We start from the raw sequence: 21373 nt of genomic DNA on the forward strand, positions 1-21373 counted from the left end.
GGCCTAGTACAGATGCACCGCGAGGTGCCCCAGCGGCAGGCCCAGCTGCCACGCCGGGGTCCACACCTGCGCCTCCTCCTCCGCGCCCTCCGGCTCCCAGGGCGGCAGCCGGCCGATGGCCTCCAGATCGGCGGCCAGCAGCTCGGTCTCCTCCAGCCACCGCCAGGCCGACCGGGCCAGCGCAAGATCCGCCCCGGTGCCGCCCGCCACCGGGGCGGCCAGCCGGGTGCGCACCCAGCGGCGCCACGGCGCCCCGGACGCGGTGAGCAGCCGCAGCTCGTCCACCCGGGCGGCCGGGAGCGCCCCGGCCACCGCACCGTCCAGCAGGAAGATGGTCAGCGCCAGCGCGTCCCGCCCCGCCCGGAACTCCAGCGTCGCCGGCTCCATCAGGTCGCCGGTGCGCAGCAGCTCGTCGGCCAGGTACTCCGCGTACATCCAGGCCATCGGGACCGGCAGCTCGCCCGCGCCGGACCCCTCATGACGTTCCGGAGGCATCCCGTATCGCCCCATTCCCTCGGTCTCGGGGCCGTACGGCCGGCGGGCTGCCCGGCCGATCGCCCACGCAGCATTGAACCGGGGGAGCGCGCCCCGCGTGGCCGGAAAGGCAGGATCCCCCGGACCGGCTCCGTCACAGGCACGACGTGCCGACGACCGTCCGCCCCTGGGAGGGGCGGCGCGTGTAGCCGGGCAGGTTGCGGGAAAGCACCCGCAGCGCGTAGTGAGAACGCGACTTGACCGTGCCCGCCGGTATCCCCAGCACCTCGGCCGTCTCGCCCACGCTCAGCCCCCGGAAGTAGATCTGCACCAGCACCGACCGGTGCTCCGGGCTCAGGGCGCGCACCGCCTCGCGCACATCGAGCGCCGCGACCGCCGATTCCGCCGTGTCGGCCCCCGCAGGTGCGCACTCCAGACCGGCGTCGCCGACCTCGGCCGGGCGGGCCAGCCGGGAGCGCCGGGCGTCGATCGCCAGCCGGCGCGCCACGGTGAACAGCCAGGGCCGCATCGACTCGTACGGGCCGTCGAACGCCTCCGGGTGCTGCCAGGCCCGCACCAGCGTCTCCTGGAGCAGGTCCTCGGCCCGCTGCCGGTCACCGAAGGTCAGACCGAGCAGGAAGTGGAACAGGGCGGGGCCGTGTTCACGCTGGAGCTCCGCGAGCGCCCGCTCATCGGTCTTCGTCGTGGTCATGGTGAACGCCCTTCCCGCCAAGGTCCCGCCTCGCTGCCGACCTGGCGTATACGAGCGCATTCAGGCCACGAGGAACAGGACAAACGCCGCCCCGTGCGACGAGCGGTCGCTCAGAGCGGCGAATGGTGCGGTGAACGGTCGGGCGGAGGGTCTACGGCACCACGGTGACCGGCCAGCGGCCCGCCTTCACCAGGCGGACGGCCACCGAACCGATGAAGCGGTGCCCGGCCGATTCCGAGGCGCCCACCACCACGGCGTCCGCCTTGAGTTCGTCGGCGGCGGTCACCAGCCCGTTGTACGGGTCACCCCGGAACGTATGGAACTCCCATCGGACGTCCCATATGTCCTTCATCCGGGCCGTCGACTGCCGGATCTCCTCCACCAGCCCCTCGGCCACCTCGGCGGTCGCGTCGCCGACCGGAGCCCCGAGCGCCGCGCCCGCCGCCAGCACCGGCTGGACGTACACCAGGGCCAGCATGGCCCGCTGGCGCCGCGCGAGCCCGGCCGCGTAGGCGGCCGCGCGCATGGACGACTCGGAACCGTCGAGGCCCGCGACGATCACTTTCGGTCCGTCTGTGCCACGTTCGAACTGGTGGGAGTGCTGATCTGTCACGGCAGTGAGGCTATCGGCTCGCCCCACGGCTTCCGGCCCGGCCTCCCGGGGGCCGCCTCCCGCTCACCAGGGGTTGCCGGGCTTTCCCCGCCATCCGGGTGCAAAAGCTCCGGCGCCCGGTGTCGCTGAGGCGGGCGGTAGGGCGGCCGTGCGAGCAGTGGGGGATGAAGAGTGATCACAGGCTGCCCCTGCGGAGAACGGTCCTGCGACTGGCCGCCGGCCTGGGCGCCGCCACCGCCGTACGTGTCGTCGCCGCGGACTCCGTGTCCTCCCCGGCCCGTCCGGCGAAGCCGCTCGCGGGAGCGGCGGGATCCCCGGCAACCGCCCTCCGCGTCCGGCCGCTCGCCTATAGGCTGCGCCCCATGACGGGACAGACGCCGCCGCGCCACCGCCCCGCGGCCCCGCCGGTCCGCACCCGGCCGTTCGAGCAGCTGACGGACATCGGGCATGCCATGGTGCTGTCCTTCGACGACGGTCCCGACCCGCTCTACACCCCGCACATCCTGGACACGCTGCGCGAGCACGACGTACGGGCGATGTTCTTCCTCTGCGGGGAGATGGCGAACGACAACCGCGACCTCGTCCGCCGGATCTCCGACGAGGGGCACACCGTGGGCAACCACTCGTGGAGCCACCCCCTGGTCACCAAGCTCTCCCGGGCCGGGATCACCGACGAGCTGGGCCGTACCAGCGACGTGATCGAGAAGATCACCGGCGCCGCGCCGCTCTGGTACCGGGCGCCCTACGGCGCCTGGAACCGCAACTCCTTCGAGATCGGCGCCGCGATGGGCATGGAACCGATGGCCTGGACCGTGGACACCCTCGACTGGACCGAGCCCGGCACCGGCACCATCGTCCGCCGGGTCAGGCAGGGCGCAGGCCCCGGAGTCGTGGTGCTCTCGCACGACGCGGGCGGCGACCGCTCGCAGAGCGTGGCGGCGCTGCGCCGGTATCTGCCGGAGCTGCTGGACGACGGGTACCGGCTCACGGTGCCGCGGCGCCGCTGACGAGCGTGTCAGCGGGTGTCCACCAGGCGGGCGAAGACCACGACGTTGCCGTCGTAGCCGTTGGCCTTGGTGTATCCGCCGCCGCAGGTGATGACCCGCAGCTCGGGCTGCCCGGTGTCGCCGTACACCCGAGCGCCGGGGAAGTCGTTCTTGGCGAAGACCTCGACGCCGTACACCTCGAAGACCGCCACCCGGTCGTCGCTGCGGTCGACCTCGATGTGGTCCCCCTTCTTCAGCGAGCCGAGCGCGTAGAAGACGGCGGGCCCCGCCTTGTTGTCGACGTGGCCGACGATGACGGAGGTGCCGGCCTGACCGGGGGCGATGCCGTTCTGGTACCAGCCGGCCAGGTTGGGATCCTCCGGCGGCGGGGTCTCGATCCAGCCGTCCGGGTCGAGATTCACGTCGATGACCGGTGCGTCGACCTGGATGGAGGGGATCGCCACGCGGGCGACGGGCGCGTACGGGAGCGGCTTGACGACCGGGCCCGGCGCCGGGGCCGCGGGGGCGTTGTTCTGCCGGCCCACCGAGGCGGCGGCGACCGGCTGCGGGGGGCCGGGGGAGAGGTCGGCCCCGTTGCGCATGAGCGCCAGACCGGAGAGCATCGCCAGGGCGAGCGCGCCCCACGGCGAGTGTCGGATCCGCTCCGGTCGCCAGTTGTCCCGGCCCATGGTTCTCCCTTCGTCGCGACGAGCAGAACGCTAGGCGCGGTGCCACCGGGCGGCGATCAGAGAAGGGCGAACGGGTGGCGGCGTACCACCCGGATGCTTATCGGAGTAGCGCGCGGACAAAACTTCTGACGGCCCATGACCTGGGCATCCGTCAGCTGCCGAGGTGTCGGCACGGCGTGTCGGATCACCGTTCCGGAGCAGCGCCGAAATGCGGGCGATCAAGGTTTTGGTGAGGGTTCGTCATGGGAGGCGTTCTCGTCGATCCATCCCGGCGCACAGAGCCCCGGGGCGCTTCCCGGTGGAGGTTGGAACGATGCGTGCTACACGCGCTCTGGTGGTCGCGGCGGCCGCCGTCGCCGCCCTCGGGGCCGGCGCCCCGATGGCGGCCGCCGGCGGAGACGTCGGGAACAATCAGAACAACAACCAGAACAGCGGCAACAACCAGAACGACTGGAACGACCCGGGCGGCTGGAACAACAACAACGGCAACGGCAACGGCAACAACAACGGCAACGGCAACGGCAACGGCAACGGCAACGGGCGCAACAACGGCCCGAACAACGTGACCGTCGACCCCGAGCGCGTCCACCAGGGCGCGGCCATGCAGGTCAGCGCCGAGGGCTGCGGCCGGGGCGGCAGCGTCTCGTCCAACGCGTTCCGTACCACCCGGCTGTCGGCCGGCCGGGTCGGCCACGCCCGGGTCCGCATCTTCAACGACGCCACGCCCGGCACGTACAACCTGACGGTCCGGTGCGACGGCACCGACCGGACGGCGGGCCACCGCTTCACCGTGCTCGACAGCCGGGGCGCCCAGGGCGGGCTCGGCGGCTCGATGGCGGCGACCCCGGCGGAGATGGGTGTCGGGGCCGGTCTCGTGGCCTCGGCGGCACTCGGCGGAGGCGTGTACATCATGCGCCGCCGGAGGACGGGCCATGGGGCGGCCTGACCGTCAGGACGCCCCCGCCGGACCGATAACGAAGTCGCCCCGAGTCCTGTGTGAGGACCCGGGGCGACTCTCGTTGCCCACTCCGCTCGTACCGGTCAGTGCGAGCGGCTCTCCCTGCGGCGGCGTACGAAGAACACGACACCGGCCCCGGCGGCCACGGCGAGTGCGGTGCCCGCCACGATCTCGCGGGAGTTCACGCTGTCGATGCTGCCGCCCAGACCGCCCTGCACACCGGCCGGCGAGGCCGTGGCGGCCGCCGTGCTGGTCGAACTCGTGGTGGGCGTGCCCGTGGCCGCGCTGACGGTGAGATTCACCTTGGCCGTGGAGCTGGGCGAGGTGTTGCAGATGAACGTCACCTCGTAGGCGGCGCCCGGCTTGGCGTCCCAGTCGACGGTCGCCTGGGCGCTGCCGTTCACCGGGATGGTGACGGTGTCGAACACCCCCGAGGACGCCGTGGCCGTCGTCGAGCAGCCCCGCGCCGCCAGGGTGACCTTGCCCCCGGGCGCGACCACCGACGGCGTCACGGTGTATCCGTTCCCGCCGCCCGACGGACCGCCCGCGGTCGCGGCGTACGCGGTCACGGCCGGGCCGGTCAGGGCGAGTGCGGCGGCGCCGAGCAGAGCGACGGGGGCGACACGTATTGCGCGCATGGTGAATCCTCCGGGTCCCCGAGGAGCAGCTGCGGAACGGATTTCCACAAAGTGTTAGAAATGCACCTCGAATGCCGCCCACGCTAGAAGTGGTGCATTTCGCCCGCGATCGGGGTCCGGCGAATGGGGCACCGCTGTCCCCCGGGCGGCGCACCGGCCCTCGGTCAGCCGTCCGCCGCGCCCGGGAAGAGGTCGAGGAAGGGGGCGGCGGTGGCGGAGAAGCCTCGTCCGAATGGGGAGTCGAAGTCCCAGATGAGGAAGAGGAGGAAGGCGATCAGCACACTGAAGAGGCCCGCGAGCAGGAGTTCCCGGAACGTCCGGCGGATCTGCAGGGTGAAGATCAGTCCCACGGTCACCAGGGCGCCGATGATCAGCCCGAACCACACCACCCCGGGCATGGTCGCGCCCGCGCTCTGCCCCCGTGAACTGCGGGCGTCATCGGCGGCGGCGACCTGATCGACCAGGGGCTGGTAAGCCTCGCCCTCGTGGTCCGTCTTCGGCCGGTAGTCCGTGACGTCGGCGCGTACCTTGTCCAGCAGTTCGGTGCCGCGGTCGCTGAGCCTCCCGTGCTCGGTCATGGTCCGCCACTCGTCGTGCACCACATAGCTCACGTACGCGTCGACATCGGCCCGGATGCGGGTGCGCACCTCCTGCGGATAGACGGAGGAGCGCGCGCTCACCTCGTGCAGGGCCTGGGCCTCCTGGCGTACGTACTCCTGTGCGGCGCTCCGGCCCTCCCAGACGCCCGCGATGGCGAGGCCCAGCACGATCGCGTAGATCACTCCGATCATCATCGTCATGTACTCGATGACATCCGGGGTTTCGGACGGGTCGTCGTCCTCCGGGAGTCTGCGGTTGCTGAGGACCGCGATGGTCAGGACGACGGCGGTGGCCGCGACCATGGCGAGCGTGAGAACGAGCCATTCCGACATGAGCGTCTCCGGGATTCATCGGGAACGGGGGCGCAGCACGGCGACGGCGAACACCGCGGGGGCCGTGATCATCAAGGTGAGCGTGACCAAGGAGGTGTGGCGCTGCGGCGTCTTCCGCACCGGTCTGCGGTAGGCGGGGAGTGCGACGTGGACGGAAGGCGAGGGCCGTACCGATGGCGAGGGGCTCGGCTTCGGCTTCGGGGCCGGTTTCGGTTCCGGGGCCGGCGGCGGGGGAGGGGGCGGTGGCGGCGTCGGTGGTGCCGGTTCGGGCTCGGGTGCCGGAGGCGGCGGAGGCGGGGGTGGCGGCGGCGGTGGTGGTGGTGCCGGCTTCGGGGGCGGCGGTGGCGGAGGGGGCGGCTTCGGTTTCGGTGTGGGCGTCGGAGTGGGCTCCGGGCCGGCGAAGCAGCTGCCGTCGCCGCTGACGGCGACCGCCGTGCCGCCGCCGTCCTCCCCGATGGACGCGTACGCGCAGCTGTCGGCGGTCGCGGAGGTGGGGGCGGTCAGCAGCCAGGTGAGCGCGAGCGCCGTGGCCAGCCGCCAGAAGAGTGATCCGTACACGACCGGGAGCATGTTCCGGGCCGCGCGGCGGCACGCCGTACCCCCACCGGATTCGCCTGATGGAGGGGACCTGGGGCGTGCGAGGTTTGGTGCCGGTGAAATGGAACAGGCGCGTGCGGGCGCCCGGTCTCCGGAAATGGCCGATTGTCGACCCTCTCCCGGGGAATGGCCCCAAAGGAGGTGTCACCGGCCCCGTGCATTCCCGGCCTTGGGACGGCAACGGGGAGGCGCGCGCCGGCCCGCGGGCGCCCGGACGCCGCTGTGCCGCCCCGAGGGCTGCCGGCCCGCGAACGCCAACGTCCAAGGCCTTCGCGGGACATGGTGCCCGGGCTTCACCGACGCGGACTTCGCTGACATGCCAAAGTAGTCCGGGAGTGAACTATTTGATCCCTCTCGTTCATCGAATGTGACGGGCAGCGACGACCCGGTTGCACATGCCACGAGAGTGTGACCAATAACGGACGGCTAATTTCCGTTTCCCCTCGCTCTCTTGGCGGACGATCAGTAGCCTCTGGTCCACACTGACCATGGACATGGCCGGATCGCCGTGGCGACTTGTTGGAGACATCGATGGAGCGTCCCGCCTGGGCACCGCAAGGCATTGACATTTCGGTGCCGAGCGTGTCCCGAATGTATGACTTCTATCTGGGCGGCTCGCACAATTTCGAGGTGGACCGGGAAGCGGCCCGGAAGGCCATGGAGTTCATGCCGGGACTTCCCAAGGTCATGCAGGCGAACCGGGCGTTTATGCGCCGCGCGGTGCGCTACGCGCTGAGCGAGGGCGTCAGCCAGTTCCTCGACATCGGTTCCGGGATACCCACCTTCGGCAATGTCCACGAGGTGGCCCAGGGCATCGACCCCGCCGCCAAGGTCGCCTACGTCGACCACGACCCGGTCGCCGTCGCGCACAGCCAGGCCGTCCTCGAAGGCAACGACGGCGCCACGATCGCCTCCGCCGACCTGCGCCGCCCCCAAGAGATCCGGGACAGTCCCGAGGTGAACAAACTCCTCGACTTCGACCGCCCGGTGGCGCTGCTGCTCGTGGCCGTCCTGCACTTCATCGAGGACTCCGACGACCCGCAGGGCGCCGTCGCCGCGCTCCGCGACATGCTCGCCCCCGGCAGCCTCCTGGTCGTCACCCACGCCACGTACGAGGGCATTCCGCTGAGCCGCGAGGAGGCCGGCGGCGCGGTCGGCGTCTACCGGAACATCCGCAACCCGCTGATCATGCGCACGCGTGACGAGGTCGCCCGCTTCTTCGACGGCTACGAGCTGGTCGAGCCCGGCCTCGTCGCGATGCCGGAATGGCGCCCCGAGAACGCCGCGGCCCCCGAGAACGAGGACCCATACGCCTTCTCGGGCATCGCGGGAGTGGGACGCAAGGCGTGAGCATTCCCGCCCAGTCGTCCGGAGCCCCGGAGGCGGCGCCCGACGGCCCCGAGGACCGGCTCCGGAGGTTCGCCACCATCTGGAGCCGGGCCATCTTCCCGTCGACGGCCACCTCCCTGACCCGGCCCGAGTTCGAGCAGCACCTGCTGCCGCTGGCCCGCACGCTCAGCGAGACCCTGCACGCCCGCCCGTTCGACGCGGCCGCGGCGACCGGGGTCGGCGGCGCGCTCGTCGCCGCCCACTGCACCGACCCGGACGCACTCAGCGCCACGCTCGGCGTCGTCGACTCGTACCTCGTGCTCTACTGCGGCAGCAACGGACCGGTGGCCCTCACCACCGAGGACAGCCGGTCCCGCTGCGCCCGCATCCAGCACGCGGTGGCCGCCGGCTTCACGCAGGCCCTGCGCGAACGGACGCTGGCCGAGCAGGAGGCCATCGCCCGCTCGGCGCTCACCGCCCGCTCCCACGCCGAACAGGCCCTGCACGCCACCGAGGCACGCTTCCGCGCCGTCTTCAAGGACGCGGCCATCGGCATCGGGATCGCCGACCTCGACGGCAATGTGCTGGAGGTCAACGACACGCTCACCCGGATGTTCGGCGGCCTGGAGAACCACGTCCTGAGCCACCGCGTCAACGAGTGGGTCCACCCAGAGGACTCCCCGCAGGTCTGGAAGTACTACAACGAGCTGGTACGCGGCGAACGCGAGCACTACCGGGTGGAGAAGCCGTACTACCGCAACGACGGCACCGTGCTGTGGACCAACCTGACGGTGTCGCTGCTGCGCGACGCCGAGGGGCGGCCCGAATACCAGCTGGCGCTGCTGGAGGACACCACCGAGCGCCGCCTGCTCAACCTCCGCCTCCGCTACGAGGCCACCCATGACGCGCTCACCGGTCTGCCCAACCGGACGCTCTTCTTCGAGCGCCTGGAGAAAGCGCTCTCAGCCGGCGACGGCAGCCGCTTCGGCCTCTGCTACCTGGACCTGGACGGCTTCAAGGCGATCAACGACAGCCTCGGCCACGCCGCGGGCGACCGGCTGCTCGTGGAGGTCGCGGACCGCCTCCAGAGCTGCGCGACCGCCTCCGGCGAGATGGTCGCCAGGCTCGGCGGCGACGAGTTCGTGGCGCTCACGACGAGCTTCGACAGCCCCGCCGAGGTGGACGAACTCGCCTGCCGCATCCTCGGCGTCCTCAGCACACCCATCCGGCTGGACGGGCGCGAGCTGACGGTGCGCGGCTCCATCGGCGTCGTGGAGGGCCCCGCCGGGGAACGCAGCGCTGCCGAGGTGCTGCGCAGCGCCGACATCACCATGTACCGGGCCAAGTCCGCGGGCGGCAACCGCTTCGAACTGGCCGACGCCGAGGCAGACGCCCGGGCCATCACCCGGCACGGTCTGACCACGGCGCTGCCGGCCGCCCTGGAGCGCGGCGAGTTCTTCATCGAGTACCAGCCCCTGGTGCACCTCGGCGACGGTACGGTGCACGGCGCGGAGGCCCTGGTGCGCTGGTGCCATCCGCAGCACGGCGTGCTGGGGCCCGACCGGTTCATCACGCTGGCCGAGCACACCGGGCTCATCGTGCCGCTCGGCCGCTGGGTCCTGGAGGAATCGGTCCGGCAGGCCAACTTCTGGCAGGAGCGGCACGCCGACGGCGGCCCGCTGCGGATCAACGTCAACCTCTCCCCGGCCCAGCTGCACCACCCGCAGCTCGTCGCGGAGACCGTAGAGGTCCTGGAGCGCTCCGGGCTCGAAGCGGGCGCGCTCTGCCTGGAGGTCACCGAGTCGGCGCTCATCGGGGCCGACGAGGACGTGCTGAAACCGCTGCGCCAGCTCGCCGAGATGGGAGTCGACATCGCGCTGGACGACTTCGGCACCGGCTACTCCAACCTCGCGAACCTGCGCCGGCTTCCGGTGAGCGTGCTCAAGCTCGACCGGTCCTTCACACAGGGGATGCAGCACCATCCGGCGGACCCGGTCGACCTGAAGATCGTGGAGGGGATCGTGTCGCTCGCGCACAGCCTCGACCTGGCGGTCACCGTGGAGGGCGTGGAGACGGGAGCCCAGGCCGAGCAGCTGCGGCAGCTGGGCTGCGACACGGCGCAGGGCTGGTACTACGCCCGCCCCGGCGCCCCGGACCGCATCCACTCGCTGCTGCTGGCCGACGCGGTGTGAGCCGGGCGGACCCGGCCACCCCTCACAGGGTCGCCGGGTCCGTCCGTCCCCCCAGCAGGACCCGCTGGAGCTCGCGGGCCGCGCGCGGCGGGGCCACGTCGCTGCGGTGCGCCAGCGCGATGGTGCGGCGCAGCCCGGGCCGGGCCAGCGGGGTCGCCCGCAGGTCGGCCCCGGACCGGGCCGCGACCATATGCGGGACGACCGCGACGCCCAGGCCCGCGCGGACGAAGCCGAGCACCGCGTCCATCTCGCCGCCCTCCACCGTGAACGACGGCTCGAAGCCCTCCGCCCGGCAGGCGGCCACCGTCAGCTCCCGCAGGTCGTAGCCGTGCCGGAACATCACCAGCGGTTCGCCCTCCAGATCCGCGATCCGGACCCGCCCGGCCCGGCCCGGCCGGGGACGCTGCGCAGAAGAGACGACGACCAGGTCCTCCTGAAGCAGCTCGACCGTGGTCAGCGCCGGTGAAGCGGCCGGCAACGGCAGCACCACCAGGGCCAGATCGAGCGCCCCGCGCGCCAGCTCCCGTACGAGATCGTGCGAACCGCCCTCCTCCAGCAGCAGCTGGATGCCCGGGTGCAGGTCGTGGAAGGCGCGCAGCACCTCCGGCAGCAGACCCGTGCACACGCTGGGCGTCGCCCCCAGCCTCACCCGGCCCCGGCGCAGCTGGGCGAGCTCCTGCACCTCGTGGCGTGCCGTGTCGGCGTCGGCCAGGATGCGGCGGGCCAGCGGCAGCAGTGCCTCGCCCGCGTCCGTCAGGGTGATGTTGCCGCGTGCCCGGCTGAACAGCTCGGCACCCAGCTCGTTCTCCAGGGCCCGGATCTGCTGGGAGAGCGAGGGCTGCGAGACATGCACCTCCTCGGCGGCGCGGGTGAAGTGCCGGGCCTCGGCGACGGCCACGAAATAGGTGAGCTGCTGGAACTGCATCACCCCACGCTACCCGGCTTCATAGTCGGAGGCTATGGAGATCAGCCGTTCCATGACTTGGACTGATCGGCCCTCCGGCCCTAGCGTCGTGTCCATGGCATTGGCAACCCGGACGGACCGACGGCCGTCCATGACGCGTACGCTCTGGGGCTCGACCGTCGGCAAGAAGGTGATCATGGCCGTCAGCGGTCTGGTCATGCTCCTCTACCTGGTCGCCCACATGATCGGAAACCTGAAGATCTTCTTCGGGCCCGGTGAGTTCAACGGCTACGCGCACTGGCTGCGCGTGATGGGCGAGCCGGTCCTGCACCACGAGTGGGCGCTGTGGATCGTGCGCCTGGTGCTCGTCGCCGCCGTGGTGCTGCACGCGGTCTCCGCGTACCAGCTCAGCCGGCGCGACCTGCGGGCGAGGCCCAGCCGGTACGTCCACAAGAGGCCGCGCGCGAGCTACGCCACCCGCACCATGCGCTACGGCGGGGTCATCCTCGGGCTGTTCATCGTCTGGCACATCCTCGACCTGACGACCGGCACCGTGCACTCCGGCGGATTCCAGTCCGGCCACCCGTACCAGAACGTCATCGACACCTTCTCCACCTGGTACGGCAACGTCATCTACATCGTCGCGATGCTCGCCCTGGGGCTCCACGTCCAGCACGGGTTCTGGAGCGCCGCGCAGACCCTCGGCGCCGGCCGCGCCGACCGCGACCGCGTCCTGAAGACCCTCGCCAATCTCCTCGCGCTGGTGCTGACGGTGGGCTTCATCTCCGTACCCGTCGCCGTCATGACCGGAGTCGTGAGCTGACATGAACGACTACACGCACTACACGACCGGCGAACCCGTCGCCGACACCAAGGCCCCCGCCGGCCCCGTCGCGGAGCGCTGGGACACCCGCCGCTTCGAGGCCAAGCTGGTCAACCCCGCCAACCGGCGCAAGCACACCGTCATCGTCGTCGGCACCGGCCTGGCCGGCGGCTCGGCCGGCGCGACCCTGGCCGAACAGGGCTACCACGTCGTCCAGTTCTGCTTCCAGGACTCGCCCCGCCGGGCCCACTCCGTCGCCGCGCAGGGCGGCATCAACGCCGCCAAGAACTACCGCAACGACGGCGACTCGGTGCACCGCCTCTTCTACGACACCGTCAAGGGCGGCGACTTTCGCGCCCGCGAGTCCAACGTGCACCGGCTCGCCCAGATCTCCGTCGAGATCATCGACCAGTGCGTCGCACAGGGCGTCCCCTTCGCCCGAGAGTACGGCGGCCTCCTCGACAACCGGTCCTTCGGCGGCGTCCAGGTCTCCCGCACCTTCTACGCCCGCGGCCAGACCGGACAGCAACTGCTCCTCGGCGCCTACCAGGCGCTGTCCCGCCAGATCGCCGCGGGCAACGTCGAGCTGCACCCCCGTACCGAGATGCTCGACCTGATCGTCGTCGACGGCCGGGCGCGCGGCATCGTCGCCCGCGACCTCGTCACCGGGAGGATCGACACCTACTTCGCCGACGCCGTGGTCCTCGCCAGCGGCGGCTACGGGAACGTCTTCTACCTGTCGACCAACGCGATGAACTCCAACGCCACCGCCATCTGGCGGGCCCACCGGCGCGGAGCCTACTTCGCGAACCCCTGCTTCACGCAGATCCACCCCACCTGCATCCCGCGCACCGGCGACCACCAGTCCAAGCTGACGCTGATGAGCGAGTCGCTGCGCAACGACGGCCGCATCTGGGTCCCGAAGGCCAAGGGCGACACCCGCCCGGCCAACGAGATCCCCGAGGACGAGCGCGACTACTACCTGGAGCGCCAGTACCCCTCCTTCGGCAACCTGGTGCCCCGCGACATCGCCTCGCGCGCCGCGAAGAACGTCTGCGACGAAGGGCGCGGCGTCGGACCCGGCGGCCAAGGGGTCTACCTGGACTTCGCCGAGGCCATCGGGCGGATGGGCCGGGCCAAGGTCGAGGAGAAGTACGGCAACCTCTTCGACATGTACGCCCGGATCACCGCCGAGGACCCGTATGTGACCCCGATGCGGATCTACCCGGCCGTGCACTACACGATGGGCGGACTGTGGGTCGACTACGACCTCCAGACCACGATTCCCGGCCTCTTCGCGATCGGCGAGGCCAACTTCTCCGACCACGGCGCCAACCGCCTGGGTGCCTCCGCGCTGATGCAGGGGCTCGCCGACGGCTACTTCGTCCTGCCGTCCACCATCAACGACTACCTCGCCCGCAACCCGCACCGCGACGACGTCGACGCCTCGCACCCCGCCGTCGAGGAGGCCGTCGCCGAGACCGAGGACCGGCTCAACCTGCTGCTGGCCGTCGACGGCGACCGCACCCCCGACTCCTTCCACCGCGAGATCGGCGAACTCATGTGGGAGTACTGCGGGATGGCCCGCAACGAGGAGGGGCTGCGCACCGCGCTCGCCCGGATCCCCCTGATCCGCGAGGAGTTCTGGCGCCGCATCAAGGTGCCCGGAACCGGCGACGAGCTCAACCAGTCTCTGGAGAAGGCCAATCGCGTCGTGGACTACCTGGAGCTCGCGGAGCTCATGTGCCTCGACGCCCTGCACCGCGCCGAGTCCTGCGGCGGCCACTTCCGCGAGGAGTCCCAGACCCCGGACGGCGAGGCCGCCCGGCGCGACGAGGAGTTCTCCTACGGCGCCGCCTGGGAGTTCACCGGCACCGGCGAGGCGCCCGTCCTGCACAAGGAAGACCTCGTCTTCGAGTACGTCCACCCCACCCAGCGGAGCTACGCATGAAGCTCACCCTGCGCGTCTGGCGCCAGAAGAACGCCGACGCCCCCGGCGCCATGTCCACGTACGAGGTGGACGGCATCTCGCAGGACATGTCGTTCCTGGAGATGCTCGACACCCTCAACGAGGAGCTGATCCTCGCCGGTGACGACCCCGTCGCCTTCGACCACGACTGCCGCGAGGGCATCTGCGGGGCGTGCAGCCTCGTCATCAACGGCGACGCGCACGGCCCGGAGCGAACGACCACCTGTCAGCTCCACATGCGGTCCTTCGACGACGGCGACACCATCGACATCGAGCCCTGGCGCGCCTCGGCCTTCCCGGTGGTCAAGGACCTGGTCGTGGACCGCTCGGCCTTCGACCGGATCATCCAGGCCGGCGGCTACATCTCCGCCCCGACCGGTACGGCCCCCGACGCGCATGCCACCCCGGTGCCGAAGCCGGACGCCGACTTCGCCTTCGAGCACGCCGAGTGCATCGGCTGCGGCGCCTGTGTCGCGGCCTGCCCCAACGGTTCGGCGATGCTCTTCACCTCGGCGAAGGTCAACCACCTCAACGTGCTCCCGCAGGGCGCGCCGGAGCGGGAGACCCGGGTGCTGGACATGGTGGAGCAGATGGACAGCGAGGGCTTCGGCGGCTGCACGCTCACCGGGGAATGCGCCACCGCCTGCCCCAAGGGCATCCCGCTGCCGTCGATCTCGGCCATGAACAAGGAGTGGCTGCGGGCGACCCGCAAGGCCCGCCGCTGAGCCGTCGTACGGCCGAGGGCCCCGGAGGCCGCCCGCCTCCGGGGCCCTCAGCGGTCAGGACTTGGCCACGGAGAGGTCGTCCCCGTACACCGTGCCCTGGCCGTACCAGCCGTGCAGGTAGACCGTCACCGAGCCGCTGGAACCGGTGGTGAAGGACACCGACTGCTTGGTGTAGCCGCTCGACAGGCCCCAGGTGCTCGCCGTCGCACCGCCCCGAACACCGAGGTACGCGTAGTTCCCCTGCACATAACCCTGCAGGGTGTACTTGGTGTTGGGGGAGAGGGTGAGCGTCTGCGCGCACTCGCCGGTCTGCGACGAGGTGGCCGCGACGGACAGCGCGTGCGTACCGCCGTGCACCGGCGAGGAGACCACCGCGCCACCGGACTCGCAGGTCCAGGGGCCCAGCGCACCGGTCTCGAAGTCACCGTTCACCAGGGACCCCGTCCCGCCGCCGGCACCGGGCACCGTCAGGGTGAACGAGGCCGCGTGGCTGAGGGTGCCGGAGGCACCGGTCACGGTGACGGTGTACGTGCCGGGGGCCGCCGACGCCGAGGCGCTGAGCGTCAGCGTGGCGGAGCCGCCCGCCGTCACCGAGGTCGGGCTGAGCGTCGCGGTCACCCCGGCCGGGGCGCCGCTCGTGGTCAGCGCGACCGTCTTGGCAGCGCCCGAGGTCACCGCGGTCTTCACGGTGGCGGTCGTCGACTTGCCCGGCTCGACCGTGGCCGAGGAGGGGGTCACGGCCACCGAGTAGTCGTCGGTCACCGGGCCGCTGCCGCCGCCGGTGAACGGGGCGAAGGTGTGGGTGAAGTACCAGGTGTCCTGCGCGATGCCGGAGCAGGTGTCGCTCCCGCCGGTGCCGGGGCAGCCGCCGTTGTCACGCTGGAGCGCCCAGAACGACAGGGTGCCGACGCCCTTGGAGACGGCCCAGTCGTACACCACGGGCGCGTTGGCCGTGGTGAAGGTCTCGGCCGGACCGTAGTCGTCGATGCCGGGCATCTCGATGATGCCGGTCATGCCCCACAGCTGGGCGTCGGTCTTCGACGGGTACAGCGAGGCCAGTTGGCCCTTCAGCCCGGTGATCGCCGTCTGGGTGTCCTTGGCCATGTCGTGCGCGGCGCCGTCGTAGTAGTCGAACGTCATGAGGTTGACGACGTCGACCTTGGTGCCGTTGGACACCGCGTTCTCCAGCACCGCGAGCCCGGACTCGGCGAGCCCGTGCGTGGTGGTGGGCAGGGTGTACGAGATCTGGAGCGGGCGCCCACTGGCGGCGGCCCAGTCCTGGACCTTCTTCAGCGCCTTGTTCCGGCGGTCGATGCCGGCGCTGTTCGTCAGCGAGTTGTCCTCGATGTCCATGTCGAGGCGGGACACGTCGTACGTCGTGATGACCTTCTCGTACGCGGCGGCGATCGAGTCGACGTTCGTGCAGCTGTCGGCGATCTCGGTGCCGGTGTTGTCCGCGGTGTAGCCGCCGAACGACGGGATCACGTCGCCGCCGCGCGAGCGCATCGTGGTGAAGTCGGCGCCGAACTCGGACTGGGCGATGGGCATGCCCGAATCGCCGTTCCAGTACGGGGTGCAGGAACCCTTGGTCGCGGCCTGGATGAAGGCCATCGTCAGGTACTTGGCGCCGGACGCCTGGGCGAGCGCGGCCGGGCTGTCGCCGTTCCACGCCTCGAAGTACGGGGCGAAGACGTGCGCGGGCATGGGGGTGGCGGCGGTGGTGGCGGCCTGTGCGCCGGCGCCTGATCCGAGCACCAGACCTGCGGACGCGACGGCGGTGGCCAAGGCGCTCAGGACGGCGCCGACTGTTCTTGGACGTCTCATGGGGCAGCTCCCAGCGGGGTGGGACAACGGGCGGATGCACGGCTCGGCCGCGCCCGGAGTGGGGCGCGGCCCGTTCCTGTGATTCCCGGCCGGGGCTCACATGCCGCACGGTGACGTACGACCGTGTGGCATGCCCATGATTGGTATGGACCAGATAACTGTCAACATTCTTTACTGTTTCATTTCCCTTCCCCGCGCCGGCCGCCAATCTGCGTGGCCTCCACCGGAGTTGGGTGGACGGGCCGCTCAGGCGAGCCCCATGGCCACCCGCAGGTACCCCGCCGTGCGGCTCCCCGGCGCCCGCGCCACCTCCAGCGGAGGCCCCTCGGCCACGATCCGGCCGCCCCGGTCACCACCGCCGGGGCCGAGGTCGATCACCCAGTCCGCGCCCGCGACCACGGCCATGTCGTGCTCCACGACCACCACCGTGGAACCGGCGTCCACCAGCCCGTGCAACTGCCGCATCAACACCTCGACATCGGCCGGATGGAGCCCCGTCGTCGGCTCGTCCAGGAGGTACAGCGTGCGCCCCCGGCACGCCCTCTGGAGCTCCGCCGCCAGCTTGATCCGCTGCGCCTCGCCGCCGGACAGCTCCGTCGCGGGCTGCCCGAGCCGCAGATAGCCGAGCCCCACGTCCAGCAGCGTCCCCAGGCTGCGCGCGGCCGCCGGAGCCTCCGCGAAGAACCCGGCCGCCGACTCCACGGTCAGGTCCAGCACCTGGGCGATGTCAAGCCCGCGCAGCGTGACATCCAGCGTCTCCGGGTTGTACCGCGCGCCGTGACAGTCCGGGCAGGGCGCGTACGTGCTCGGCAGGAACAGCAGCTCCACCGAGACGAACCCCTCGCCCTGGCACGTCTCGCACCGCCCGCCCGCCACGTTGAACGAGAACCGCCCGGCCCGGTACCCCCGGTCCCGGGCCAGGGGCGTGGCCGCGAAGAGCTTGCGCACCACGTCGAAGAGACCGGTGTACGTGGCCAGGTTGGAGCGGGGCGTACGTCCGATCGGGCGCTGGTCCACCTGCACCAGCCGGTCCACCGCGCCCAGCCCCTCGGCGCGGGTGTATCCGGCGACCGGCTGCTCGTCGCTCCGGTCCTCCGAGGCGCCGCGCCGGTCCGCGAGCGCGCCTGCCAGCACCTGCCCCACCAGCGTCGACTTGCCGGAGCCGGAGACCCCGGTCACCGCCGTGAACACGCCCAGGGGGAACGCCGCGTCCACCCCGCGCACGTTGTGCCGCTCCACCCCGTGCAGCCGCAGCCACCCCGAGGGCGCGCGGACCTCGCGAGGCGGGGGCGGCGCGTCCGGGAACAGGAAGCGCCGGGTGGCCGACTCCGCGACCCCGGCGAGCCCAGCGGGCGGACCGCTGTGCAGCACCCGGCCGCCGTGCTCACCGGCCAGCGGCCCCACATCCACGAGCCAGTCCGCCTGCCGCACCACGTCCATCTGGTGCTCCACCACGAAGACCGTGTTCCCGGCCTCCTTCAGCCGCCCCAGCACCGCGAGCAGCGCCTCGGTGTCCGCCGGGTGCAGACCGGCGGACGGCTCGTCCAGGACGTACACCACGCCGAAGAGCCCCGCGCGCAGCTGGGTCGCCAGGCGCAGCCGCTGGAGCTCACCGGAGGAGAGCGTGGGCGCCGTGCGGTCCAGGCTCAGGTAGCCGAGGCCCAGTTCGGTGACGGTCCCGATGCGGGCGAGGAGGTCCGCCGTCAGCACCCGGACGGTCCCGTCGCCGCCCGCCGCCGCGAGCAGGCCGGCGAGTTCGGTGAGCGGAAGACCCGCGAGCTCCGCGATGGTGTGCCCCGCGAACGTGACGGCCATGGCCTCCGGCCGCAGCCTGCTGCCCCCGCACACCGGACAGGGCTCGCTGGTCAGGAAGCGCTCGGCCTTCGTCCGCAGGGTGGCGCTCTTCGAGTCGGCGAAGGTGTGCATCACATAGCGCCGCGCGCTCATGTACGTGCCCTGATAGGGCCGTTGGATGCGCCCCGCTTCGCGCACCGGATGCACGGTCACCACCGGCTGCTCGTCGGTGAACAGGATCCACTCCCGGTCGGCCGGGTCCAGTTCCCGCCACGGCCGGTCCACGTCGTAGCCGAGGGCGCCCAGCACATCGCGCAGGTTCTTGCCCTGCCAGGCCCCGGGCCAGGCGGCGATCGCGCCCTCCCTGATCGACAGGCCCGGGTCCGGGACCAGCAGCTCCTCGGTGGTGCGGTGGACCCGGCCGAGGCCGTGGCAGCGGGGGCACGCCCCGACGGCGGTGTTCGGCGAGAACGCGTCCGAGTCCAGCCGCTCGGCCCCCTCCGGATAGTCCCCGGCTCGTGAGAACAGCATCCGCAGCGAGTTGGACAGCGTCGTCACCGTGCCCACGGACGACCGGGTGCCCGGCGCCGATCTGCGCTGCTCCAGCGAGACGGCCGGCGGCAGCCCGGTGACCTCGCCGACCGCGGGCGCGCCGGCCTGGTGGATCAGCCGCCGGGCGTACGGGGCGACGGACTCGAAGTAGCGGCGCTGGGCCTCCGCGTAGATCGTGCCGAAGGCCAGCGAGGACTTGCCCGAGCCGGAGACGCCGGTGAAGACGGTGAGGGTGTCTCGGGGAATGTCGACGTCGGCGTTCCGCAGATTGTGCTCGCGGGCGCCTCGGACCCGTACGTACGCATCGTGGGGCGTGGTCATGGGGGGAGGGGTCTCCGTACTCGGTGCGGGTCTGTCGGCCGACCGGTGGCTGTGCCGGTTCGCCGGACGGTGCTTCCGCTTGGTTTGCTGGCCGCATGAGAAACGACGTCCGGCCGGTGGCCGTGTTCGATCTTGACGGTACGCTCGCCGACACCACGCACCGCCAGCACCATCTCGAGGGCCGCCGGAACTGGGCCGCCTTCTTCGCGGCAGCCGTGGACGACCCGCCGCTGGACGAGGGCGTACGGCTGGCGCTGAGCAGCGCCGAGGAGTGCGAGATCGTCTACCTCACGGGGCGGCCGGAGCGGTGCCGCAAGGACACCGTGGCCTGGCTGGCCCGTCAGGGGCTGCCCGAGGGGCGGCTGCACATGCGGCGCAACGACGACCGCCGGCCGGCGCGCCGGACCAAGCTGGAGATCCTGGAGCGGCTCGGCCGCGACCGTACGGTACGCATGCTCGTGGACGACGACGAGATTGTCTGCGACGCCGCCGAGCTGGCCGGATTCACCGTGGTACGCGCCCGCTGGACGCCGGCCTCGCCCGCGCTGAAGGACGCGCAGGAGCGCGAGGGGCGCACCTGAACCGGTCGCGCCCGCACGGGGCGGTGGGCCGACGCGTCACTTCGGGTCGTCGAGCCGGAAGCCCACTTTCAGGCCGACCTGATAGTGCGCGATTCGGCCATCCTCGATCTGCCCGCGCACCTGCGTGATCTCGAACCAGTCGAGATTGTGCAACGTTTCCGAGGCTCTTGCGACACCGTTACGAATCGCCTCGTCCACGCCCTCATGGGAGGTTCCTACGATTTCGGTAACGCGATACGTGTGATTTGACATGGTTTGTCTCCTCTCGTCCCTACCAAGGTGCCCCACCTCGGCCCGGTTCGCGAGAGGTCGCGGACGTCACGCATGTCCGGAACGGCGCTTGACCAAAGTATTGGTCCATACCAAAATCCAGCCACGCCCGTGCGAGCGCAGCCCGCAGTCCCCCACACCGGGTCCGCACATTTCGTCCTGCCGTTCCGCAGAAGGTGAACCGTGAAAAACCGCATGCTCGTCGGGGCTGTCGCCCTTATTTCCACCGTTGCGCTGGGTGGCTGCGGCGTGATCCCCGGAACCGGCGGCTCCGGCGGCAAGAAGGTGACGATCTGGCTGATGAAGGACAGCGTTACCGCCGATTTCCTGGACCGTTTCACGAAGTCCTACGAGGATGAGCACTCCTCGGTCGAACTGGAGTTCAAGTTCCAGGAATGGGGCGGCATCGGCCCCAAGGTCCTGGAGGCGCTCGCCGGCAAGGACACCCCCGACGTCATCGAGGTCGGCAACACCCAGGTCGCCCAGTACGCCGAGAGCGGCAACCTGCGCGACCTCACCCTGGAATCCATGCGTGACCTGGGCAGAGAGGACTGGCTGCCCGGTCTCGCCGAGCCGGGGAGCATCGGCGGTGTCCAGTACGGCATCCCCTGGTACGCGGCCAACCGTGTGGTGATCTACAACAAGGACATCTTCGAGGACGCGGGCATCAAGAACCCGCCGAAGACGCGCGCGCAGTGGATCAGCGACACCCGGAAACTGAACCGCGACGGAATCCAGGGCATGTATCTGCCGGGGCAGAACTGGTACGTGCTCGCCGGGTTCATCTGGGACGAGGGCGGCCAACTCGCCGGCGACGAGGAAGGCGACTGGGAGGGCACCCTCGACACACCCGCCGCGCTCAAGGGCATGGACTTCTATTCCCAGCTCCAGGCGCTGGGCGACGGGCCCAAGGACGCCGACGAGGAAAAGCCCCCGCAGGCCGATGTGTTCGCCGAGGGGAATGTCGCCCAGATCATCTCCACCCCCAGCACGGCGACCCTGATCGAGAAGAAGAACCCCGGACTCAAGGGGAAGCTCGGCTACTTCCCGATCCCCGGCAAGACCGCCAAGGCCCCCGGGTCGGTGTTCACCGGCGGCTCCGACCTGATCGTCCCCCGGAAGTCCGACCAGCGCGCCGCCGCCTACGAGGTCATCAAGGCGCTGGCCGGGGCCGAGTGGCAGGAAGAACTGGCCAAGACGATGAGCTACGTGCCCAACAAGCCCGCCCTCGCCCATGTCATCGAGGGCGAGGAGAGCACCGCCGCCATGGCCGAGGGGGCGGCGCAGGGTCACGCCACACCCAACTCCCCGCAGTGGGCCGCGGTCGAGGCCGACAACCCCATCAAGAGCTACATGACGGCGGTCCTCCAGGGCGGTGACCCGGCGACCGAGGCGAAGACCGCCTCCGAGAAGATCACCGCGGTGCTCGCCGGCAGCTGACCCCCGGCGCGGGTACGGGACCGGACACCGCCGGCCCCGTATCCGTACCG

At 71.2% G+C, this 21373-nt stretch carries 20 protein-coding genes; 9 read left to right on the plus strand and 11 right to left on the minus strand.

The window, feature by feature from the left end; genetic code table 11:
• Window positions 1–3: 3 nt before the first annotated feature.
• The 3 genes from ABZ565_RS06260 to ABZ565_RS06270 all read right to left on the minus strand — a co-directional run bounded on the left by ABZ565_RS06260 (window position 4) and on the right by ABZ565_RS06270 (window position 1799).
• Complete coding sequence (locus tag ABZ565_RS06260) at window positions 4–495, minus strand: hypothetical protein (RefSeq protein ID WP_361020988.1); 492 nt, start codon at window positions 493–495, stop codon at window positions 4–6.
• A gap of 133 nt (window positions 496–628) precedes the next feature.
• A complete protein-coding gene (locus ABZ565_RS06265; RefSeq protein ID WP_361020990.1) occupies window positions 629–1186 on the minus strand; it encodes a sigma-70 family RNA polymerase sigma factor in 558 nt (185 codons plus the stop codon).
• Window positions 1187–1337: 151 nt separating this feature from the next.
• Entirely contained in the window at window positions 1338–1799 is a 462-nt protein-coding gene (locus tag ABZ565_RS06270) for a universal stress protein (protein ID WP_026171102.1), read from the minus strand.
• Window positions 1800–1963: 164 nt separating this feature from the next.
• Between ABZ565_RS06270 and ABZ565_RS06275 the strand changes: the two genes are divergently transcribed.
• Window positions 1964–2806 carry a polysaccharide deacetylase family protein gene (locus ABZ565_RS06275; RefSeq protein ID WP_361020992.1) on the plus strand — a complete coding sequence of 281 codons (843 nt, stop codon included), beginning with the start codon at window positions 1964–1966 and terminating at the stop codon, window positions 2804–2806.
• A gap of 8 nt (window positions 2807–2814) precedes the next feature.
• On the opposite strand, the gene ABZ565_RS06280 is transcribed toward ABZ565_RS06275, so the two are convergent.
• Window positions 2815–3474, minus strand: coding sequence for a class F sortase (locus ABZ565_RS06280; RefSeq protein ID WP_361020994.1), 660 nt, complete (start codon window positions 3472–3474; stop codon window positions 2815–2817).
• Between the two features lie 313 nt (window positions 3475–3787).
• Here ABZ565_RS06280 and ABZ565_RS06285 point away from each other — a divergent pair, with 313 nt between their 5' ends.
• Complete coding sequence (locus tag ABZ565_RS06285) at window positions 3788–4420, plus strand: hypothetical protein (protein WP_361020996.1); 633 nt, start codon at window positions 3788–3790, stop codon at window positions 4418–4420.
• A 95-nt stretch (window positions 4421–4515) separates the two neighbouring features.
• Here ABZ565_RS06285 and ABZ565_RS06290 read toward each other — a convergent pair whose 3' ends face one another.
• The 3 genes from ABZ565_RS06290 to ABZ565_RS06300 form a co-directional block, all read right to left on the minus strand.
• Window positions 4516–5070 carry a hypothetical protein gene (locus ABZ565_RS06290; RefSeq protein WP_361020998.1) on the minus strand — a complete coding sequence of 185 codons (555 nt, stop codon included), beginning with the start codon at window positions 5068–5070 and terminating at the stop codon, window positions 4516–4518.
• 164 nt (window positions 5071–5234) lie between these two features.
• Window positions 5235–6002: a hypothetical protein gene (locus ABZ565_RS06295; RefSeq protein WP_361021000.1), complete on the minus strand. Its 768-nt coding sequence runs from the start codon at window positions 6000–6002 to the stop codon at window positions 5235–5237.
• A gap of 15 nt (window positions 6003–6017) precedes the next feature.
• On the minus strand, window positions 6018–6560 hold the full coding sequence (locus tag ABZ565_RS06300) for a hypothetical protein (RefSeq protein ID WP_361021002.1): 543 nt from the start codon (window positions 6558–6560) through the stop codon (window positions 6018–6020).
• Window positions 6561–7130: 570 nt separating this feature from the next.
• Here ABZ565_RS06300 and ABZ565_RS06305 point away from each other — a divergent pair.
• Together ABZ565_RS06305 and ABZ565_RS06310 are read left to right on the plus strand one after the other, a co-directional pair.
• Window positions 7131–7949 carry an SAM-dependent methyltransferase gene (locus ABZ565_RS06305; RefSeq protein ID WP_361021003.1) on the plus strand — a complete coding sequence of 273 codons (819 nt, stop codon included), beginning with the start codon at window positions 7131–7133 and terminating at the stop codon, window positions 7947–7949.
• Entirely contained in the window at window positions 7946–10120 is a 2175-nt protein-coding gene (locus ABZ565_RS06310; RefSeq protein ID WP_361021004.1) for an EAL domain-containing protein, read from the plus strand. The genes ABZ565_RS06305 and ABZ565_RS06310 overlap by 4 nt, the downstream gene beginning before the upstream one ends.
• 22 nt (window positions 10121–10142) lie before the next feature.
• Here ABZ565_RS06310 and ABZ565_RS06315 read toward each other — a convergent pair whose 3' ends face one another.
• Complete coding sequence (locus tag ABZ565_RS06315; RefSeq protein ID WP_361021006.1) at window positions 10143–11045, minus strand: LysR substrate-binding domain-containing protein; 903 nt, start codon at window positions 11043–11045, stop codon at window positions 10143–10145.
• Between the two features lie 94 nt (window positions 11046–11139).
• Here ABZ565_RS06315 and ABZ565_RS06320 point away from each other — a divergent pair, with 94 nt between their 5' ends.
• The 3 genes from ABZ565_RS06320 to ABZ565_RS06330 are packed head-to-tail and all read left to right on the plus strand — an operon-like array spanning window position 11140 to window position 14541.
• Window positions 11140–11847, plus strand: a complete 708-nt coding sequence (locus tag ABZ565_RS06320; RefSeq protein WP_361021008.1) for a succinate dehydrogenase — start codon at window positions 11140–11142, stop codon at window positions 11845–11847.
• A 1-nt stretch (window position 11848) separates the two neighbouring features.
• Window positions 11849–13798: a fumarate reductase/succinate dehydrogenase flavoprotein subunit gene (locus tag ABZ565_RS06325; RefSeq protein WP_361021010.1), complete on the plus strand. Its 1950-nt coding sequence runs from the start codon at window positions 11849–11851 to the stop codon at window positions 13796–13798.
• A complete protein-coding gene (locus ABZ565_RS06330; RefSeq protein WP_361021012.1) occupies window positions 13795–14541 on the plus strand; it encodes a succinate dehydrogenase/fumarate reductase iron-sulfur subunit in 747 nt (248 codons plus the stop codon). Before ABZ565_RS06325 ends, ABZ565_RS06330 begins: the two co-directional genes overlap by 4 nt.
• Window positions 14542–14595: 54 nt before the next feature.
• Here ABZ565_RS06330 and ABZ565_RS06335 read toward each other — a convergent pair whose 3' ends face one another.
• Both ABZ565_RS06335 and ABZ565_RS06340 read right to left on the minus strand, forming a co-directional pair.
• Complete coding sequence (locus ABZ565_RS06335; RefSeq protein ID WP_361021014.1) at window positions 14596–16365, minus strand: glycosyl hydrolase family 18 protein; 1770 nt, start codon at window positions 16363–16365, stop codon at window positions 14596–14598.
• 246 nt (window positions 16366–16611) lie between these two features.
• Window positions 16612–19032, minus strand: coding sequence for an excinuclease ABC subunit UvrA (locus ABZ565_RS06340; protein ID WP_361021016.1), 2421 nt, complete (start codon window positions 19030–19032; stop codon window positions 16612–16614).
• Between the two features lie 95 nt (window positions 19033–19127).
• Here ABZ565_RS06340 and ABZ565_RS06345 point away from each other — a divergent pair, with 95 nt between their 5' ends.
• A complete protein-coding gene (locus tag ABZ565_RS06345; protein WP_361021018.1) occupies window positions 19128–19613 on the plus strand; it encodes a hypothetical protein in 486 nt (161 codons plus the stop codon).
• A 36-nt stretch (window positions 19614–19649) separates the two neighbouring features.
• On the opposite strand, the gene ABZ565_RS06350 is transcribed toward ABZ565_RS06345, so the two are convergent.
• On the minus strand, window positions 19650–19865 hold the full coding sequence (locus ABZ565_RS06350; protein WP_164401437.1) for a dodecin: 216 nt from the start codon (window positions 19863–19865) through the stop codon (window positions 19650–19652).
• A 201-nt stretch (window positions 19866–20066) separates the two neighbouring features.
• Here ABZ565_RS06350 and ABZ565_RS06355 point away from each other — a divergent pair, with 201 nt between their 5' ends.
• Window positions 20067–21323: an extracellular solute-binding protein gene (locus tag ABZ565_RS06355; RefSeq protein WP_361021021.1), complete on the plus strand. Its 1257-nt coding sequence runs from the start codon at window positions 20067–20069 to the stop codon at window positions 21321–21323.
• Window positions 21324–21373 lie beyond the last annotated feature (50 nt).

This window comes from Streptomyces sp. NPDC016469, assembly GCF_040632905.1.
Taxonomy (GTDB): Bacteria; Actinomycetota; Actinomycetes; order Streptomycetales; family Streptomycetaceae; genus Streptomyces.

Excerpts from the sequence above, each read along its gene's own strand:
- ABZ565_RS06350 (WP_164401437.1), bottom strand. The coding sequence starts at position 19,865 with ATGTCAAATCACACGTATCGCGTTACCGAAATCGTAGGAACCTCCCAT.
- ABZ565_RS06285 (WP_361020996.1), top strand. The coding sequence starts at position 3,788 with ATGCGTGCTACACGCGCTCTGGTGGTCGCGGCGGCCGCCGTCGCCGCC.
- ABZ565_RS06265 (WP_361020990.1), bottom strand. The coding sequence starts at position 1,186 with ATGACCACGACGAAGACCGATGAGCGGGCGCTCGCGGAGCTCCAGCGT.
- ABZ565_RS06320 (WP_361021008.1), top strand. The coding sequence starts at position 11,140 with ATGGCATTGGCAACCCGGACGGACCGACGGCCGTCCATGACGCGTACG.
- ABZ565_RS06295 (WP_361021000.1), bottom strand. The coding sequence starts at position 6,002 with ATGTCGGAATGGCTCGTTCTCACGCTCGCCATGGTCGCGGCCACCGCC.
- ABZ565_RS06290 (WP_361020998.1), bottom strand. The coding sequence starts at position 5,070 with ATGCGCGCAATACGTGTCGCCCCCGTCGCTCTGCTCGGCGCCGCCGCA.
- ABZ565_RS06345 (WP_361021018.1), top strand. The coding sequence starts at position 19,128 with ATGAGAAACGACGTCCGGCCGGTGGCCGTGTTCGATCTTGACGGTACG.
- ABZ565_RS06305 (WP_361021003.1), top strand. The coding sequence starts at position 7,131 with ATGGAGCGTCCCGCCTGGGCACCGCAAGGCATTGACATTTCGGTGCCG.
- ABZ565_RS06335 (WP_361021014.1), bottom strand. The coding sequence starts at position 16,365 with ATGAGACGTCCAAGAACAGTCGGCGCCGTCCTGAGCGCCTTGGCCACC.
- ABZ565_RS06260 (WP_361020988.1), bottom strand. The coding sequence starts at position 495 with ATGCCTCCGGAACGTCATGAGGGGTCCGGCGCGGGCGAGCTGCCGGTC.
- ABZ565_RS06340 (WP_361021016.1), bottom strand. The coding sequence starts at position 19,032 with ATGACCACGCCCCACGATGCGTACGTACGGGTCCGAGGCGCCCGCGAG.
- ABZ565_RS06315 (WP_361021006.1), bottom strand. The coding sequence starts at position 11,045 with ATGCAGTTCCAGCAGCTCACCTATTTCGTGGCCGTCGCCGAGGCCCGG.
- ABZ565_RS06280 (WP_361020994.1), bottom strand. The coding sequence starts at position 3,474 with ATGGGCCGGGACAACTGGCGACCGGAGCGGATCCGACACTCGCCGTGG.
- ABZ565_RS06275 (WP_361020992.1), top strand. The coding sequence starts at position 1,964 with ATGAAGAGTGATCACAGGCTGCCCCTGCGGAGAACGGTCCTGCGACTG.
- ABZ565_RS06325 (WP_361021010.1), top strand. The coding sequence starts at position 11,849 with ATGAACGACTACACGCACTACACGACCGGCGAACCCGTCGCCGACACC.
- ABZ565_RS06330 (WP_361021012.1), top strand. The coding sequence starts at position 13,795 with ATGAAGCTCACCCTGCGCGTCTGGCGCCAGAAGAACGCCGACGCCCCC.